This is a genomic window from Micromonospora sp. NPDC049139 (assembly GCF_055586845.1).
Window position 1 is genome coordinate 162,342 of sequence record NZ_JBVJHK010000015.1, and the last position, 17,772, is coordinate 180,113.

Sequence of the window (17,772 nt, forward strand, 5' to 3'; positions counted from 1 at the left end):
CACGCACGAGGTCGTCAGGCAGGCGCCATCACACTGATCACCGAACTGGCCCTTGGTTGACGGGCCTCTACTCTGGACAGGAGGAACGACCAACCAAGGGATCGTGCCCACATGGAGCCAGGGGTCGGCACCGAACCGCTGAAGAGCCAAGTCAGGACTGCGGGAGATCTACATGCGGCGTTTCCTTCTACCTCTGGCCGTGGTGCTGTCCGCCGTACTCGGCCTCGCGGTCAACCTGGCTTCTGAGACGATCCCCCTACCGCCGTGGCTCGGCTGGGCCCCCTGGGTCGCGATCGTCCTGCTGCTGGTGGCCATCGTGGTGGTGGAGGGGCGGCGCGGTCGTGAGGAGCCGCAGTTGTCGGCACCGGAACAGGTCACGGAGGCGGCGAACATGCTGGCCCAGGCCACCGTGTCGCAGTGGTCAGCGCAAGCCGATGCCCGGGGCATCGGTACGAACGCCGACCCGGTGCGGGTCACCTGGCACCGGGACCATCAGCGGTCACTGCCGATGCACGAGGTGTTCGGCGCTCCCGGGGGTAACGTTCGGCGGGTTCCGCGCCGTCGAAACGCCAGCCGCCGAGCCCCGGCCGGGGACCATCCGGGCGAACAAGGCGTGGTCACCCGCCTGTATGTCGACCTGTATCGGCGGATCCAGCGCCAGCAACTGGTCCTGCTCGGCCCGGCCGGTAGCGGGAAGACCGCAACGATGCTGATCCTGCTGATCGAGGCAGCGAAGGAGTGCGTCAGACCGGCCTCGGCACCGGAGCGCGCCGACACGCCGGTGCCGGTCTGGGTCACCCTGGGCGGGTGGAACCCGGACGAGAGGTCGCTGCTCGACCACGTGGTCGAGGAGATGGAGACGAACTTCCCGGCGCTGCGGCACCCGCGCTACGGCGCGAAGGTCGCACGCCGCCTGGTCGAGCACAAGCGGGTGGCGCTCTTCCTCGACGGCCTCGACGAGATGCCCGCGGCGGGGCAGCGGGCCGCGCTCACCAGGATCGCGCGCGAGGCCGCCGGGCTGCGGATCGTGCTCACCTCCCGGATCGAGGGGTACGACCAGGCGCGTGCCGGCGGACGGTTGCCGCGTCCGGTCGTCCTCCAGCTCGACAAGGTCGAGTCGGAGACTGCCGTCGAGTACCTGCGCCGTGGTCACGACAGTGACCGGCAACGCCGGTTTTGGCACCGGCTCACCGAACATCTGCTCAGCCGACCCGACTCACCGGTCGCGGAAGCGTTCGCCACCCCGCTGATCCTGAGTCTGGCCCGCGACGCGTTCGACGGGCCGGACGGTGACGTACCCGACCCTGCGGAGCTGATCGGGCTCACCTCGGTGGCAGCGGTGAAGGCCCGCGTGATCGGCCAGTTCCTGGAGCGGGCCTACCCGTCCGGTTCCGGCCGGCGCGGCGGGCGCGACCAGCGTCACCTGTTCTACCTGTCCTGGCTCGCTCACCACCTGCGGGGGCGCCGCGACCTGCGCTGGTGGGAGATCCCGACCTGGATTCCGATCAGGGATCTATCGATTGCGATCTGCACCGGGTTCGGACTGCCGACGGCAGTGCTGGCCGGGGCGTACGTGGCGTTGACCGGCGGGGCTCGGTCCGACGTGTTGTTGACTTCCCTGGGCGCGTTTCTCGTGGCTGCCGCCGCGGTCGGGTTCGTCCTGACGTCCTCTCCTTCCGCCTCGGTGCCGACCCCGACCGAACCGATCGGTATGGACCTGCGGTGGCCGACTCGGGCGGAGCTGCGGACGCTGTGGCTGGCCGGATCGGGACCGCCGCTGGTTGTCGGGGTGGGCGTCGGACTCGTCCTCGGCCCGTTCGCCGGCGTGATCTCCGGGTTGGCTCTCATGGGCCTCCTGATCGTCGGTTCGTCGATCGTCCGGGCCAACGTCACGTTCGGCCTGCTCGGCATCTGGCTGACGCCGCTGGCCGACTCACCAGCGAGCACCCCGGACGGTACGTTTCGGGCCGACCGCCGCCGCACCGTGGTCACGTTCAGTTCTGCGGTGATCCTCGGTGGCGTCATGTTCGCGCTGTTCAACGTCGCGGATCCGCCTCGGCCCGGGACGTGGTCGGTCGGACCGGAGTCCGGCATCGTGATCGGGGCGGCGTATGGCGTCATCACCGGCCTCGGCCCGGCAGTGCTGACGGGCTTCGGCCAGGTCGCGTTGCTGCTGCACGGGCGTCCGCCGGTGCGGTTCCCGGTGCTGTTCCGGGAGGCGCTGCGGCGGCAGGTGCTGCGGCAGGCTGGTGTGGTGTACCAGTTCCGGCACGCCGAACTCCAGGACCACCTGGCCGCCGTCTACCAGCGACGGCAGGATGCGGGCCCGGCCCGCCGGCCGCTGGCGCCGGAGTCCGACGGTGAGACCGTGGCGACCGCCCGGTGGTCGGGCGGTCAGCGGAACCGGCCGGGGCGGCTCGACCTCGGCTCGATCTGACCCTACCTCCGCCTGCCTCGCCCGGACGCTCGCAGCCACACCCATCCGATTCTGGCGGCTGCAACCCCACCCGCAGCAAGATCAAACCGAGCTACGTGGCATTGGTCCTGACATCGCGGCGGCGAGTGGACCGATCATCGACCACTACCGCTCCTTGAGGCGGCGGTCGACCTCCTCGGCGACCCGCCGGTGCAGCTCGGCCAACCGCTCGTCGGTGTACTTGGTCAGGTCGCCCGGGTCCGTACCGCCGTTCGCCGCCTGCTCCTGTTGCTTCTGCTGCTCCCGGCGTTGCAGCTCCTGCTCCTCAGGCGAGCCGGGGGCGGCGTACGCGCATCGGACGAGGGTGCCGTCGGCGTTCTTCAGGCAGGTTGCCTCCCGGCCGTTGATCTGGCCCCGGCCCTCCACCCGGTACCGGATGCTCTGCTCACTGCCGAGTGTGGCGGTCCACGTGCTGCCGCCGGTCGGCACCACCTCGAACACCTGGTCGTCGTTCCAGCAGCAGACGTCCCGGTACTCCGCCTTGATCAGGGCGACGATCGCCTGGGGCGACGACCAGGTCGGGTTGAGCCGGTACACGGTCAGCGGGGCGAGACCGCTGCCGGCGTGCCGGGTCGGCACGGTCGACACCGCCACCACCGAACTGGCCTCGCCCTGCGGGGTGAGCGGGGTGACGTACGCGCTGCGTCCGCTGCCGTCGCGGTAGCGGAGGGTGAACTCCGACTCGTTGCCCTCGTTGGCGCCGTCCTCGGAGGCATCCCAGCCGCTGCGCTCGAACCACCAGTCGGCGAAACCGCCGACGGCGGTGGTGCCCTCCCGCTGCCGGGCGGCCAGGCTGATCGGGTAGGACGGTCCGGGCACCGTCGTCGTGTCGTCGGTGATGGTGACCTCTCCGGTTCGGCCGTCGTACCGCGCCACACCGGCCGGCCGTTCGGTCACCACCAGGATTCCGGTCTGCTTCTTCAGCGGCACCACCACGATCGGGTTGTCGCCCTGGCAGTAGACGTACGCGTCGTCGGCGGAGAACCGGGCCCAACGCCGTTCGGCGGAGATCTTCCGGCCCAGGTTGTGGCTGAACCAGCCGCCGATCCGCGCGTCGGCGGCTGACACGTCGAACTGGCACCGCTGCTGCGCCCGGCTCTTGCCGCCGAGCGGCACCTCCTGCATCAGACCGACCTCGTAACCGGCCAACCAGCCGCGCCGCTCGACCAGGACGGCGAAGCGGTCGGAGTCGGGCAGGTAGCTGACGTCGGTGATCTCGCCGGTGACGTCGCCCAGGTTGGGCGCGGCCTGTGCCTTGCCGACCAGGTACGGCGCGCGGGCGGCCAGCTCCGGGACCGGATCGCTCACCACCGTCATGGTGGTCCCGTACGCCCGGTCCTGGAGGTATTCGCCGTAGACCAGCCAGCAGCCCCCCAGGGCCAGTCCGACGGCGGCGCCCAGCCAACCGAGGACGACGGTCCCGCCGGTCGACCTGGGCGTGGCCTTGCGCCCGCGGAGCCGGTGGGTGAGCAGCCGCACCAGGGCCGGCGCCCCGGCGAGCAGGGCCAGCAGGGCCGGCGCTACCAGCCAGGGCACGAGTTTGCGCAGCTCCCACACGAGGACGGTGGTGGCGTACGAGGCGTACCAGCCGACCGCGCCGAGCAGGATGAGCAGAAAGATCGGCGTACCCATCCGCAGCGCCCGATGCATCGACACCCTCCTTTGGCAGGACGAGCCCCGATCCTATTCGGACGTCAAGACGCCTTGGTGCCGTCAGAGCAGCGCGACGCCGATCAGCGGATGCGTCGAGGATCGCTCACCTGCGGGTACCGGCGGCGGGCGACCACCAGGTGGCTGTTGGATGCCCGGGTCGTTGATCTTGGGCGACTGTCGCCATGACGCGCGTTCCGGCCGGCCGTAGGTGCCGGCTAGCGACGAGGCCATTGGACATGTGCTGGCCGGGCGCCGAACCGGACGCCCGTCCGGAACCTCCGGGTCGCGCTGCACACCGCCCGGTCACGCGGGTCGCGTCCGGGATCAACCTTTGCGGGGCTGGCTCACGCCGAGAATGTTGCCTTCGCTGTCCTTGAACCATGCGCCGCGCATCGTCGGGAACTCTGCGACGCCGTTGACTGTCTTGAGGCCAGGGAGATCGTATTCTTCGAACGTCACGCCGCGCCTCCGGAGGTCCGCCATCTCGGCGTCGAGGTCGGCGACCAGCCAGGCTGCCAACGTGTGGGGCGCCTGCCCGGCGTTGGATGTGGGATAGATGAAGAACCGCGTTCCGCCGGACTCGAAATGGACTGCGTCCTCGGCTTCCTGCGACATGGTCAGGCCCAGGGTGTCGCGATAGAAGCGCTTGGCCCGTTCCATGTCGTTCGCGGGAATGGCCGCCTGCATCGGTGCGTCTGTCAACATGATGGCTCACCTCGTGTGACAGCGTAGTCGGCACCAGGCCGACAGGCTTCCGCTTTGTCCCACTTTGCCATCGCCGGGGGCCGCTCTGGAACTCGCCGGCCCGGGTAGTGCCCGCCGGCAGAACACCTGGTAGCGCACCTCGGCGAACTCGCCGCGCTGCCGCGACGACGGCGGCGTTCGCCATGCTCGCCGGCGCGGGCCCCGCTTCCCGCGTCCTCCGGCAAGACCATCCGCTACCGACTCAACCGCTCAGGAGACCGCCAGCTCCATCGACGCCTCGAAAGCACACCCCAACCACTTGGCGCGCCATAGGAGCGTTTCCCCGGGCGGTCAGTCGTGCTCGGGAATACCGGCCACCCGGTGCGACGCGGCGTGCATGACCTCGGTCACCAGTCGACGCACATGACCTCCCAGGGCGCTGTACAACGCCCGCCGGCCGTCGCGCCGCACCGTGACCAGTCCCGCCAGCCGTAGCTTGCCCAGGTGCTGCGACACCGCCGGCCGCGCCACTCCCAGCGCCGCCACGAGCGCGGTCACATCATGCTCCCCGTCGACGAGCAGCCACATCAACCGCAGCCGAGTGCCGTCCGCAAGCATCCGCAACATCTCCGTTGCTGCCTCGACGTGGCTGTCGACAGGGAGGCGTTGTTGCAGGTCACTGGCACCTGCACCGTTGTCGCGTGCGTACATGAGCACATATTATCGCCGTCGTCGGGGGTACCAACCCCCTGCCGTAAAGGGATGGTGGGAGACGCGGTGAACGACCACGACCACGACCAGGGCCACGACCATCCGGGCGGGCACGAGCACGGTCACGGGCAGGGCCATGACCACCCGCACGATCACGGCCATCACCACGGGGGCCGGCTCGCCGCCTGGTGGCACCGGCTGACCCACGCGGTCGTCCCCCACTCACACGACTCCCGCGCGAAGATCGACCCGGCGTTGGAGTCCTCCCGCGAGGGACTACGCGCCCTGTGGATCTCGCTCGTCGGCCTCGGGACCACCGCCGTCGCCCAAACGGTCATCGTCGTGCTGTCCGGCTCGGTCGCCCTGCTCGGCGACACCCTGCACAACGTCGCCGACGCCCTCACGGCCGTGCCCCTCGCGATCGCCTTCCTTCTCGGCCGGCGTGCCGCCACCCGCGCCTACACCTACGGCTACGGCCGGGCCGAAGACATCGCCGGCATCATCATCGTCGCGGTCATCGCCGCCTCCGCCGTCGCCGCCGCCTGGACCGCTGTCGCCCGACTGCTGCACCCCGCCGAGGTGGCCCACCTGCCCTGGGTGGCCGCCGCCGGCCTCGTCGGCTTCATCGGCAACGAACTGGTCGCCCGCTACCGCATCCGCGTCGGCCGCCGCATCGGCTCCGCCGCCCTGGTCGCCGACGGCCTGCACGCCCGCACCGACGGCTACACCTCCCTCGCCGTACTCGCCGCCGCCGGCGGGGCCGCCCTCGGCTGGCACTGGGCCGACCCGGTCGTCGGTCTCGCCATCGCCGTCGCCATCACCTTCGTCCTCAAGGACGCCGCCCGCGAGGTCTACCGACGCCTCATGGACGCCGTCGACCCCGAGCTGGTCGACCAGGCCGAAACCACACTGCGCGCCGTCGACGGCGTCCGCGACGTCACCGCCGTCCGGCTCCGCTGGATCGGCCACCGCCTCCACGCCGAAGCCGAACTCGTCGTGGACACCCACCTCAGCCTCGTCGCCGCCCACGAGATCGCCGCCGACGCCGAACACCAACTCACCCACGCCGTACCCCGACTCACCAGCGCCACCGTCCACACCGATCCCGACTGCCACCCCGGCGCCCACCACCACACCGACCTGTCACACAAGCGCCGGCAGATGACCCGCTGACGACCCGAGCGCGCGTGCACGACATAACGGCTGACCGACACGCTCCGGCGGCGGAGAGCGCCTGACGCGATCCGTGTGGGGTTCGGCCAACCACGCGCAGGGCGGACGACGGGGCGACGTGGACCACGGGTCCGTGGTTTCGCCGTCGGGACGGCATGGCCCACGTTCCACGATCAGGGCGCGGCCCTCTCCGGCCACCGGCCGGGGCACCACCCGCGCCCCGACCCGGTTCAGGTCGTACTGACGCCGTCGACCGTGCGGGGGACGCGGAGCGGGTTGGCCTCGCGCAGCACCGGCGGAAGCAACGGATCCGGGACGTTCTGGTAGCAGACCGGGCGCAGCCAGCGCTCGATCGAGGTGCTTCCCACCGAGGTCGAGCCGCTCGTGGAGGCGGGGTACGGTCCCCCGTGGTGCATGGCGGGGGCGACCGTCACCCCGGTGGGCCAGCCGTCCACCACGACCCGTCCCGCGATCTCGCTCAACCCGGCGACCAGGTCCGCCGCCGCGTCGTCCCGCTCGTCGGCGGCCAGGTGCACCGTCGCCGTGAGGTTGCCCGGCAAGGCGTTGAGCACCGCGTCCCGTTCGGCCGTCGAGCCGTAGCGGACCAGCACGGTGACCGGCCCGAAGCACTCCTCGAGCAACTCCCGGTACGCCCCTGCGTCGAGCCGCGACGCCGCGACGGTCAGTACGCCCGGCCGTACGGCCAGCGGCACCGCGTCATCGCCGGCCTCGCCCGCCCCGAGCGGTTCCGCCACCCCTGGTAGCGCCGCGCGGGCGCGTACCCCGGCGAGGAACGCCTCCCGCATGCGGGGGTCGAGCAGTGGCCCGGACGGGACCGCCGCCGCGACGACCGCCTGGACGACGGCGTCACCCGCTGGTCCCTCGGGCAGCAGGACGAGGCCCGGCTTGACGCAGAACTGGCCCATGCCCTGCGTGTACGAGGCCGCCAGCCCCGCACCGATCTCCTCCGCCCTGGTCTCGGCTGCGCGTTCGGTCACCACCACCGGGTTGAGGCTGCCCAGCTCACCGTGGAACGGGATCGGTCGCGGCCGGGAGGATGCGATGTCGAACAAGGCGCGGCCGCCGCGCACCGAGCCGGTGAACCCCACGGCCGCGGTGAGTGGATGGCGTACGAGTTCCGGGCCGGCGTCGAAACCGTGGACCAGGCGGAGGACGTCCTCGGGCAGTCCGACCTCGGCCGCCGCCGACCGGAGGATCCGGGCGCAGAGGACGGAGGTGGCGGGGTGGTCCGGGTGTGCCTTGACCACGACGGGGCACCCCGCGGCCAGAGCGCTCGCGGTGTCGCCGCCTGGCACGCTGAACGCCAGGGGGAAGTTGCTCGCCGCGAAGACGCCGACCACGCCCAGCGGCACCTTGTAGCGACGCAGGTCGGGGCGAGGTGCGGGCTGCGCCGACGGGTCGGCGTGGTCGATGATCACGCCCAGGTAGGTGCCGGCCGAGACCACGTCCGCGAACAGGCGCAGCTGGTAGCACGTGCGGGCGAGTTCGCCGCCGAGCCGCACCCGGCCGAGCGCCGACTCCGCGTCGGCGGTCGCGATGATCTCCTCGCCGTTCGTCTCCAGGAGCGCGGCGGCTGCGCGAAGCAGCTCCGTACGCGCGGCGCGGTCCTGCAGTGCCGCACCGGCGGCTGCGGCCGTGCGCACCGCCTGGTCCACATCGTGCGCCGTCGACTCGGCCGCCACGCGCTCGCGTGGTCTGCCGGTACGCGGGTCGACGCTCAACACGTCATTCACCGTATCGTCCTCTTTCTTCCTTCTCGGCGGGCGTCGTGTCCTCGGCCAGGGCAGCGAGCTCCCCCAGGGGCACCGGCACGGCGAGGCTGCGGGTGGCCAGCGGGCGCAGGTCGTCCGTCGTGGTCTCACGCCCGGTCAGCCAGGCCGCGATCCCGGCGGTGGCGAGGCCGCACACCCGTCCCTGACACCAGCCCATCCCAGGCCGGGCCAGCATCTTCAGCGTCCGCGCGTCCTCCGCGCCGAGGTGCTCGTGCGCCCGGCGCAGGTCGCCGTATGAGACCTCCTCGCAGCGGCAGACCAGCGTCGTCTCCGACAGCCACTCGGGCCATGCACCTGGCACCGGATAGGTGCGGTGCATGGCGGCGGCGAACCCGCGGCCCCGCCGGACGGCCCGTCGCAGCCGCCTCATCAGCGCCCGGTCGGTCGGGCGGCCGCGCGCGGCAGCGAGGGCGAGCGCGGCCAGCCGCCCCTCGTGGACGGCCAGCGCCGCGCCGCCCACACCGGTCGCCTCACCAGCGACGTACAGTCCTTCGACGCTGCTGCGCTGACGGTCGTCGACGACCACGACGAGCGATCCGTCGGTGTCCTTCGCCGTTTCGGCATCGAGCATGAGCGGCAGTTCGAGCGAGGGGGTGAAGCCCCAACCGAGTGCGACGAGGTCGGCGGCGATCTCCTCGTCCGGCCCGGTCGGGCGGCCGTCGCGGTCCACCCGGGCGACCCGGACCGCCTCCGCCCGGTCCTTCCCGAGCACCTCACGGATCACGGTCCTCGTCCGGTACGGGATGCGGTGCCGGGCCATCAGCATCGCGTACCGCAGGGCCTCGACGCCCTTGGCCGGCGCGGACATCGCGCCGAGCGGATCGCGTAGCCAGCCCAGCGTCGCGTTGGCCTCGATGACGGCTGCGACGGTCACTCCGGCGCGCGCGAGGCCGGTGGCCACGGGGAGCAGGAACGGGCCGGTGCCGGCGATGACCGCATGCCGCCCCGCCGCCGTGCGATGCCCCTTGAGCAGGGCCTGCGCTCCCCCCACGGTCATCACGCCGGGCAGGTCCCAGCCGGGCACGGGTAGTTGCCGGTCGTATCCTCCTGGGCACAGGATCAGCGTTGGCGCGACGAGCGTGAGGTCCGCGCCATCCAGCGGGGTGACGGTGGACGTGGCGGCCGTCATCCGGAGCGTGAAGGTCCCGCCAGTGTCGCGGGTGATGAGCCAGACCTGGTGGCCGGGGAGGTAGCGGACCTGGCCCGCTGTGCGGAGGGCGTTCAGGCGGTCCCGCAGCCGGGTGAAGGCCGGCCAGCCGTGATGGCCGACGCGATCGTCGGGACGGGCGTGGGCCTCGTCGTAGTGCCGCCAGTACTGCCCGCCGGGTTGCGCGGCGGTGTCGATGAGGGTGACCCCGAGCCCGGCCTCGGCGGCTTCGACGGCGGCGGCGAGGCCGGCTGGTCCCGCGCCGACCACGGCGACGTCAGGCACGTGTGGCCTCGCTGTCTCCCCGGTCGCCGGCGTCTGGTGTGTCCGGCCCGGCGTCGTCGCCGAGGCGCATGCCGTCGGCGGCGGTGACGAGACAGGCGCGCTGGTCGGGAACGCCGTCGACCGTGATGAGACAGTCGAAGCAGCTGCCGATGCCGCAGAACAGTCCTCGCGGCGTGCCGCCCCTGCGGGTGGTGCGCCAGCTCGTGATTCCGGCGGAGACCAGCGCGGCGGCGACGCTCTGGCCGGGCTCGGCCGGCACGACGGCACCGCGGAATGTCATCTGGTGCGTCATCGAAACGCCTCCTCGTCCTGCGCGAAGCGGTCCGGTGCGAACGGCGTGAGACTCAGGTCCGTCCGCTCCCCCACGAGCGCCTGGGCGATCAACTTGCCGGTGCCGACGGACAGACCGATGCCTGCGCCCTCGTGGCCGCAGGCGTGCCAGAGGCCGGGTGCCCGGGTGTCCGGACCGATGACGGGCAGATGGTCTGGGCAGTAGGGACGGAAACCGAGGTAGGTGCGCATCACCCGGATCTGCCGGAGCATCGGGAACAACGCGATGGCCTTGGCCGCGAGCGTGCCGACAGCGGTAACGGACATGGTCCGGTCGAGTCCGACGCGCTCACGCGACGCGCCGATGAGGATCGTGCCGCCGACGGTCCCCTCGACCACGGGCGAGGTTTGCAGTGCCGCGTCGGAGCTGCCCACGTCACCGACGTACTCGGCGGCGTACACCTTGTGACGGATCGTCCGGGGTGGCATCGGCTGGGTGACCAGGACGAAGCCCCGTCGGGGTAGCACGGGGACACGCACTCCGGCGCGGCCGGCGAGGTCGCCGGCCCACGTGCCGGCGGCGTTGAGCACCGCGCTGGCCGGGATGTCTCCTCCCGAGGTGCGTACGCCCGTCACCCGCGGGCCGTCGCGGAGGAACCCCGTCACCTCGGTGTGCGTACGCACCCGCGTGCCGCGCTCGCGGGCCAGCCGGAGCAGGTGGGCCGCCACCAGCATCGGCTGGACCTGAGCATCCTGTGGGTAGTAGGCGCCACCGGCGAGCCGCGGCGACAGATGCGGCTCGTAGTCGCGCAACTCGGCTCGCGGGACGTCGCGGACCTCGACGCCGCAGCGGCGCTGGTGGACGGTGAGCTCGCGCAGTGCGGCACGGCTCTGCTCCGATGCCGCTACGACCAGCCCGCCCTTGGCCTCGAACTCCCACAGATCGCCGTGCTCGGCGAGATCCTCGCGCCAGACCCGCTGCGAGTACAGTGCCAGGTCCAGCTCGGGACCGGCCTGTTTGTCGGACACCAGCACGTTCCCCTCGCCGGCGCTGGAGGTACCGCCGGCGATCGCACCGCGCTCGACGACGACCACCCGCAGGCCCGCCAGTGCCGCGAAGTACGCGCTGGCAGCGCCCACCACGCCTGCCCCGACGACCACCAGGTCCGCGCTCACGCCGTCGCTTCCCCACGGTGGGCGGCAGCGTGGGGCTCGACCGCGCCGTGGATCCGCTCGCTGCGCTCGGTCATGCCGCCCCGCTTCGCCTCATGGGGCGTCCTTGACGCTGTCTGCCCACAGACCGCGAACGTGGCCGATGTGGCGGTGCATCAGCAGTTCGGCCCCGGACGGGTCGCGGGCTTCGATGAAGTCCAGAAGCTCGTGGTGCTCCGCCGCCGAGCGGCCCAGTCTGCCGCTCTCCAACAGTGGGGTCAGGCCGAGCAGCCGGGTCCGCGAGCGCAGGTCGGACACGACATCCACCAGGAAGCGGTTGCGGCTGTAGCCGAGCAGGGTCAGGTGGAAGACGTGGTCGGCCTCGATGTAGCCGACCAGGTCGCCGCGCTCCGCCGCGTCGACGATGGCCTGCGCGAGTGCCCTCAGCTCGGGGAAGTCCGCCTTCGGGATCACCGCCACGACATTGCGCACGGTCGGCGGCTCGATGAGCAGCCGCACGGCGGCCAGGTTGTCGAGGTCCTCCTCGGAGACCTCCGTGATGCGGAAGCCCTTGTTCGGATGAGGTACGGCCAGGCCACTCTTCACCAGGTCGAGCATGGCCTCCCGCACCGGTGTGGGCGATACGCCGAGCTGCGCGCCGAGCGCCGGAGCCGAGTACACCACGCCGGGCTCCAGCTTGCCGGAGATGATCGCCGCACGCAGGGCCTCCCTGATCCGGTCGCGGAGGTTCTCTCTGCGACCGATGTCAGGAAGGTCCGGGACCGGCACCGGGCTCACAGCAGGAATCCCGCGGGGAACGGGTCGGTGGGGTCGAGGTGGAACTGTGCCGTCGCGGTGACCCATGCCCTGCCCGTGATCGACGGCAGCACGGCGGGGAGCGACCCGACCGTGGTCTCGCCGAGCAGCCGCCCGGTGAAGCGGGTGCCGATGAACGACTCGTTGACGAAGTCCTCGCCGATGCCCAGCTCGCCCCGCGCCCACAACTGCGCCATCCGGGCGCTCGTGCCGGTGCCGCACGGGGACCGGTCGAACCAGCCGGGGTGGATGGCCATGGCGTGCCGCGACAGCTTGGCGGTGGAGCCCGGGGCCCTCAGGTAGACGTGGTGGCAGCCGTTGATGTCGTCACGCTCGGGGTGCACCGGCCGGTCCTGCTCGTTCACCGCATCCATGATCGCCAGACCCGCGGCGAGCAGGTCGCCGGCGCGGGCGCGGTCGAAGGGCAGCCCGAGGTCCGCCAGGTCGACGATCGCGTAGAAGTTTCCGCCGAACGCCATGTCGTACTCGACCGCGCCGATGCCCGGTACCTCGATCTTCCGGTCGATCGCGTACGCGAAAGACGGGACGTTCTGGATGGTGACCGACTCCGCCGCACGGTCGCGCACCGTCACGGAGGCGACGACCAGGCCGGCGGGAGTGTCGAGCCTGATCGTGGTCACCGGCTCGACGAGGGGCACCATCCCGGTCTCGACGAGGACCGTCGCGACGCCGATCGTGCCGTGGCCGCACATCGGCAGCAGCCCGGAGACCTCGATGAAGAGCACGCCGTAGTCGGCGTCGGGACGGGTCGGCGGCTGCAGGATCGCGCCGCTCATCGCGGCGTGGCCGCGTGGTTCGTACATCAGCAACGTGCGGACGTCATCGCTGTTCTCCATGAACCACAGCCGGCGCTCGGCCATGGTCGCCCCGGGGATGGTGCCCATGCCACCGACGACGACCCGGGTGGGCATCCCCTCGGTGTGCGAGTCGACGACGTGGAACGTGCGGCGGGACCTCATCGGTAGCCCTTGGCGAGCACCGCTTCGGTGTCGGCGGTGATCCTGGCTGCCAGTTCCGACGGCAGCGGCAGGCGTGGCGGACGGCAGGCACCGCCCTTGCGCCCGGCGACGTCCATCGACAGCTTGATCGACTGGACGAACTCGGTCCTGGAGTCCCAGCGCAGCAGCGCGTGCAGGTCCCGGTAGATCGGCAGGGCCTTGGCGATGTCGGCGGGGTCGCCTGAGGTGACCAGCCGGTAGAGCTCCACGGTGCTCTCCGGGATCGCGTTCGGGTAGCCGGCGATCCAGCCGACGGCTCCGGCGATACCCAGTTCGAGCAGCACGTCGTCGGCGCCGACCAGAATGTCCAGGTCGGGGGCCAGTTCGTTGATCTCGTACGCCCTGCGCACGTCGCCGGTGAACTCCTTCACCCCGACGATCAAGCCCTCCTGGAACAGTTCGGCAAGCAGCGCAGGCGCCAGGTCGACCTTGGTGTCGATGGGGTTGTTGTAGGCGACGACAGGCAGTCCGGCGCGCGCGACCTCGCGGTAGTGCTCGACCACTGCCCGGCGGTCGGCGCGGTAGGCGTTGGGCGGCAGCAGCAGGACGGAGGTGGCTCCGGCTTCGGCGGCCTGTTCGGCCCAGCGGCGGGCCTCGAGCGCGCCGTAGGCGGCGACGCCGGGCATGACGCCGAATCCGGCGGGGGCGGCCTGTACGGCGGTCTCGACGACGCGCTCCCGCTCCTGCGGGGTCAGCGTCTGGTACTCACCGAGGGAGCCGTTGGGCGTCACGCCGTCACAGCCTCCAGCGGCGAGGAACCCGACGTGCTCGGCGAACGCGTCGTAGTCGATGGAGAGGTCGTCGTGGAGGGGCAGCGCCGTCGCGACGTGCACGCCGCGCCAGGGCCGTGCGGGGGTGGTCACTGCTGGCTCCTCATCGATCGTACGGGGAAAAATACACAGTGCAATGTCACATCATCCATGCACGGCCATCCACTTCTCCAGGCCCTCGGCCTCCAGCGGCAGCGCGCTGGACAACACCTCCGGACCGTCGGGCGTGACCAGCAGGTCGTCCTCGATACGCACACCGATCCCACGCAGCTCCGGAGGCACGGTCAGGTCGTGCGGGTGGAAGTACAGTCCGGGCTCGACCGTCAGCACCATGCCGGGCGCCACAGCCGCACCCTGATAGGCCTCCTCCGCGGCTCGGCCGCAGTCGTGCACGTCCAACCCCAGGTGGTGGCCAATTCCGCACACCAGATAGCGCCGGTGGTGTTGCCCGGTGTCGGACAGCGCCTCGTCCACGGAGACCGGCAACAGCCCCCAGTCCGCCAGGCCCCGCGCGATCACCTCCATCGCCGCGTGGTGGAACTCGGTGAACCGGCGGCCCGGGCCCACCGCCGCCAACCCGGCCCTGTGGGCCTGTTCCACCAGGTCGTGCACCTGCCGCTGCGCCGGCGAGAACCGCCCGGAGGCGGGAAACGTCCGGGTGACATCGGCGGTGTAGTAGCTGTTGACCTCGACCCCCATGTCGAGCAGGAGCACCTCGTCCGGCAGCACCGGGCCGTCGCAGCGCACCCAGTGCAGGGTGGGCGCGTGCCGGCCGCTACCGACGATCGTGGTGTAGCCGGGGCCGTTGCCGTACGCCCGGGCGTACCGGTCGAAGGTGCCCTGCAGCCACCGCTCCCCGGGCCCCGCAATCGCGGTGGGGATCTCCCGGACGACCGCGGCGAAGCCCTCGACGGTGCGGTCCACCGCCTCCCGGAGCTGCCCGATCTCCCACTCGTCCTTGTACATGCGCAACTCGGCGAGGGTCCGCGCGACCTCCTCGTCCCGAGTCACGTCCTCGGTGAGTTCTGCGCGCGGCCGAACCTCGACGTTCAGCGCCCTCGCCCAGTCGGCCAGCCCCGGCGCCGGGCCCACCCACAACTCGCCGTAGCGGGCGTCGGCGAAGAAGCCAGGGTCACCGGGCTGGGCCGGCGGCGGCAGGTAGAGAGTGGCGTCGCCGCCGCGCAACACCACGACGGCGTTCTCGACCGAGCAGCCGGTCGTCCAGAAGAAGTCACTGTCCGGACGGAAGTCGTAGCTCGTGTCGTTGCTGCGTACGGGCGCCTCCCCGGCCGCCAACACGACAGTCCGGCCCGGGAGGGCCTCGGCCAGGCGGGCCCGGTGGGCGGCAGCCGCCTCGGCGGTGCCGGGCACGACCGACGGGGTGCGGTCGGGCACGTCCCAGCCCGTCGTCATGTACTCCGTGAACGCCGCGACCTCGGACAGCTTCGGCGGCCTGCCATCACGCAACGGAAATTCCCTCCTGCCGTGGAGCGGACGAGCTCGGGTCGGATCCGTCGATGTCGCGGACTCCTTCGCCCACCTCGTTGATCATCTCGGTCAGCCGGGCGAAGACCCGGTCGTCCTCGCGTAGGCCGTCGTGTTCGTACTCGTTGGTGATCCAGGTCCGGACGTTGCCCACCCGGGACGCCGTGTCCAGTTGCAGACCCGCGTCCACGTACATGTCGTCGTGGTAGACGGCGGCCACCACCGGGATCTCGTTGCCGGCCAGCCGGTCGAGGTCGTAGAGCGGTGGCCACTCGTCCCGGACCGCCAGCGCTTCCACGGCGTCGCGAAACGGACGCAGCTCGGCGATCTCCTGGAACATCCAGGGGTAGACCATCTCACCGGTGAACAGCAGCGGCCTGGTCTCCTCGGCGAACTGCGGATGCCTCTCCCGCTCCGCCTGGGCCGCCCAGCCGGTGGCAGCGGCGCCATGTCCGTAGATGCTCTCGTGCAGGGCCGCGAAGAGCGGGTTGTCACTGTACGCCGTCCTGGCCAGCACCTGGTGCAGGAACGTCGCCGACAGCTCGTCCCCGGAGAACGCCTCGTCGAGCAGCCAGTGCATGCGCTCGTATCCGGGCTTCATGCCGAGGTCGATGCCGAGCGACTGCAACCGGCGGACCGTCAGCACATCGCCGTCGGGCAGCAACACGTCGCCTTCGGCCAGCCGATCGGCGATCCGACCCACCTGCGCGACCTGGTGCGGGTACCGCCGGTAGAACTCCCTGTTCTTCGCCTCCACTCGCGGGTAGGTACGCCGGTAGACCTCCGCCGCCGACGGGTCGAGACCGGGCAGGCCACCGGTGACGTAGCAGGCGCTCAAGCCCTCCGGAGCCTTCGACAGGTACGTCAGCGTGACGAAGCCGCCGTACGACTGCCCGAGGGTGGACCAGCGCCCGCCGCCGAAGACGGACTTCCGCAGGTGCTCGTGGTCGGCCACGATCGAGTCAGCCCGGAAGCACGCGAGGAAGCGGGCAGCCTCCTCCGCCGTCGCGAACGCGCTCATCCGGCGGCCGTCGACGCGGGTGCTGCGGCCAGTGCCACGCTGGTCGACCAGGACCACGCGGTGATCGCGCAGGGCCAGGCCGAGCCAGCCGGACCGGGTGAGCGGACGGGGCCCCTTCCCGCCCGGTCCGCCCTGCAGGTAGACCAGGCACGGCAGGTCCTCCCCGGCCCGGGTGGGATCGACGATCTCACGGGCGAAGACCTGGATGTCGCCGCGCGTCGGGTCAGACCAATCCAGCGGCACCTCGCTGACGTGGTCCCGGATGCGCATGCCAGGGATCGTGTAGGTCGCGGTGACGGTCATCGGCACCCTCCTCTCGCCGCCGCGGCCGGCTGAGCCGCTGTCGCCCCCGCGGCACCGAACACGATCACCACCTGCTGCAGGCACGCACGCCTGGACCCATCAGTAAGGTGTGCCATTGCACTGATCGTAGGTGGAGATCCGGTATCTGCCAAGCCGGACGCCCGTACGGCCCCCACCAACCGGCACCGCCGGAGACGCTCCCTCGGAACCAACGGCGCCATGCGCACAGTCAGATCAGGCCCTCGCGCACCGCGTACGCCACCGCGTGGGTGCGGTTGCGCAGCTGGAACCGCGTGGTGATGTCGTGCAGCACGTTCTTGACGGTCCGCTCGGAGTAGCTGAGCCGGGTGGCCACCTCCCGGGTGTCCATCCCGTCGGCGACCAGCCGCAGCACCTGACTCTCCCGGTGGGACAGCCCGTTGACGTCGATGCCGCGCGGGGCGAGCACCGTCTGCTGCAACCGGGTGACCTGCTTGACCAGCCGGCCGAGCACCTCCGGCGGCATCGCGGCACCCCCGGAGGCGGTGCTGACGACGAGCTGCGCCAGCCGGTGACTGGTCGCCTCGGCCCGTGAGGCGAGGGCGCGTACCCCCAGCTCCACGGCGGGGATCAGGGCCGTGTCCGACTCGACGGCGGCGACCAGCACGAAACGCCGGCAGCCCAGCCGGCGGACCGCCCGGATCAGGTCCAGTGCCTCCTGGTCGAGCGTGTCGGCGGCGACCACGCCGACGGTCTCGGCGGTGATCCGATCCTCGGGGACGACCTCGATCTCCATCCGCCCGCGCAGGGCCGCGGTGATGCCGGCCGTGGAGATCGGGTCGGGGGTACGAATGTGTGCCTGCGCACGTCCGGTCATGACGGTTCCTTAGCCTGTGGGGTCGAACGAGCATCGGGGGTACGCGACACGGTCGCCGTGTTGCGGGCCGGCCGTCGGGTCGCGGAGTGGCGGTGTCTCGGGTGACGGGCGGGACCAGCCGGCGGTGGTGATCCGACCCGGCCTAAACGGTAGAGAAC

General features: G+C 71.5%; 15 protein-coding genes. 2 read left to right on the forward strand and 13 right to left on the reverse strand.

Annotated elements, in window-relative coordinates; genetic code table 11:
* The first annotated feature begins 172 nt into the window (after nucleotides 1–172).
* The gene (locus ACZ6Q9_RS23710; RefSeq protein ID WP_396829587.1) at nucleotides 173–2,437 is read left to right on the forward strand and encodes an NACHT domain-containing protein; all 2,265 of its coding nucleotides are present in this window, start codon (nucleotides 173–175) and stop codon (nucleotides 2,435–2,437) included.
* A 144-nt stretch (nucleotides 2,438–2,581) separates the two neighbouring features.
* On the opposite strand, the gene ACZ6Q9_RS23715 is transcribed toward ACZ6Q9_RS23710, so the two are convergent.
* The 3 genes from ACZ6Q9_RS23715 to ACZ6Q9_RS23725 form a co-directional block, all read right to left on the reverse strand.
* Nucleotides 2,582–4,126, reverse strand: a complete 1,545-nt coding sequence (locus ACZ6Q9_RS23715; RefSeq protein WP_396829588.1) for a hypothetical protein — start codon at nucleotides 4,124–4,126, stop codon at nucleotides 2,582–2,584.
* A gap of 327 nt (nucleotides 4,127–4,453) precedes the next feature.
* Complete coding sequence (locus ACZ6Q9_RS23720; RefSeq protein WP_396829589.1) at nucleotides 4,454–4,834, reverse strand: VOC family protein; 381 nt, start codon at nucleotides 4,832–4,834, stop codon at nucleotides 4,454–4,456.
* Between the two features lie 330 nt (nucleotides 4,835–5,164).
* Nucleotides 5,165–5,524 (reverse strand): ArsR/SmtB family transcription factor, encoded by a 360-nt coding sequence (locus tag ACZ6Q9_RS23725; RefSeq protein WP_396829590.1) that lies wholly within the window; start codon nucleotides 5,522–5,524, stop codon nucleotides 5,165–5,167.
* A gap of 66 nt (nucleotides 5,525–5,590) precedes the next feature.
* Here ACZ6Q9_RS23725 and ACZ6Q9_RS23730 point away from each other — a divergent pair, with 66 nt between their 5' ends.
* Entirely contained in the window at nucleotides 5,591–6,697 is a 1,107-nt protein-coding gene (locus ACZ6Q9_RS23730) for a cation diffusion facilitator family transporter (protein ID WP_396829591.1), read from the forward strand.
* A 230-nt stretch (nucleotides 6,698–6,927) separates the two neighbouring features.
* Here the strand turns inward: ACZ6Q9_RS23730 and ACZ6Q9_RS23735 are convergent, their stop codons facing one another.
* The 10 genes from ACZ6Q9_RS23735 to ACZ6Q9_RS23780 all read right to left on the reverse strand — a co-directional run bounded on the left by ACZ6Q9_RS23735 (nucleotide 6,928) and on the right by ACZ6Q9_RS23780 (nucleotide 17,614).
* The gene (locus tag ACZ6Q9_RS23735; protein WP_393263535.1) at nucleotides 6,928–8,451 is read right to left on the reverse strand and encodes an aldehyde dehydrogenase (NADP(+)); all 1,524 of its coding nucleotides are present in this window, start codon (nucleotides 8,449–8,451) and stop codon (nucleotides 6,928–6,930) included.
* Nucleotides 8,444–9,922 carry an NAD(P)/FAD-dependent oxidoreductase gene (locus ACZ6Q9_RS23740; RefSeq protein WP_396829592.1) on the reverse strand — a complete coding sequence of 493 codons (1,479 nt, stop codon included), beginning with the start codon at nucleotides 9,920–9,922 and terminating at the stop codon, nucleotides 8,444–8,446. The genes ACZ6Q9_RS23735 and ACZ6Q9_RS23740 overlap by 8 nt, the downstream gene beginning before the upstream one ends.
* Complete coding sequence (locus ACZ6Q9_RS23745; protein ID WP_393456891.1) at nucleotides 9,915–10,214, reverse strand: (2Fe-2S)-binding protein; 300 nt, start codon at nucleotides 10,212–10,214, stop codon at nucleotides 9,915–9,917. The genes ACZ6Q9_RS23740 and ACZ6Q9_RS23745 overlap by 8 nt, the downstream gene beginning before the upstream one ends.
* A complete protein-coding gene (locus ACZ6Q9_RS23750; RefSeq protein ID WP_393456894.1) occupies nucleotides 10,211–11,368 on the reverse strand; it encodes an NAD(P)/FAD-dependent oxidoreductase in 1,158 nt (385 codons plus the stop codon). The genes ACZ6Q9_RS23745 and ACZ6Q9_RS23750 overlap by 4 nt, the downstream gene beginning before the upstream one ends.
* Before the next feature lie 90 nt (nucleotides 11,369–11,458).
* The gene (locus tag ACZ6Q9_RS23755) at nucleotides 11,459–12,142 is read right to left on the reverse strand and encodes a GntR family transcriptional regulator (protein ID WP_393263542.1); all 684 of its coding nucleotides are present in this window, start codon (nucleotides 12,140–12,142) and stop codon (nucleotides 11,459–11,461) included.
* Nucleotides 12,139–13,140 carry a proline racemase family protein gene (locus tag ACZ6Q9_RS23760; protein WP_396829593.1) on the reverse strand — a complete coding sequence of 334 codons (1,002 nt, stop codon included), beginning with the start codon at nucleotides 13,138–13,140 and terminating at the stop codon, nucleotides 12,139–12,141. The genes ACZ6Q9_RS23755 and ACZ6Q9_RS23760 overlap by 4 nt, the downstream gene beginning before the upstream one ends.
* The gene (locus ACZ6Q9_RS23765) at nucleotides 13,137–14,042 is read right to left on the reverse strand and encodes a dihydrodipicolinate synthase family protein (RefSeq protein ID WP_393263546.1); all 906 of its coding nucleotides are present in this window, start codon (nucleotides 14,040–14,042) and stop codon (nucleotides 13,137–13,139) included. Before ACZ6Q9_RS23765 ends, ACZ6Q9_RS23760 begins: the two co-directional genes overlap by 4 nt.
* 51 nt (nucleotides 14,043–14,093) lie before the next feature.
* Nucleotides 14,094–15,416, reverse strand: coding sequence for an aminopeptidase P family protein (locus tag ACZ6Q9_RS23770; RefSeq protein ID WP_393263548.1), 1,323 nt, complete (start codon nucleotides 15,414–15,416; stop codon nucleotides 14,094–14,096).
* Nucleotides 15,409–16,758, reverse strand: a complete 1,350-nt coding sequence (locus ACZ6Q9_RS23775) for an alpha/beta fold hydrolase (RefSeq protein WP_396829594.1) — start codon at nucleotides 16,756–16,758, stop codon at nucleotides 15,409–15,411. The genes ACZ6Q9_RS23770 and ACZ6Q9_RS23775 overlap by 8 nt, the downstream gene beginning before the upstream one ends.
* Before the next feature lie 229 nt (nucleotides 16,759–16,987).
* Nucleotides 16,988–17,614 (reverse strand): helix-turn-helix transcriptional regulator, encoded by a 627-nt coding sequence (locus ACZ6Q9_RS23780; RefSeq protein WP_393263552.1) that lies wholly within the window; start codon nucleotides 17,612–17,614, stop codon nucleotides 16,988–16,990.
* Between the last annotated feature and the right edge of the window lie 158 nt (nucleotides 17,615–17,772).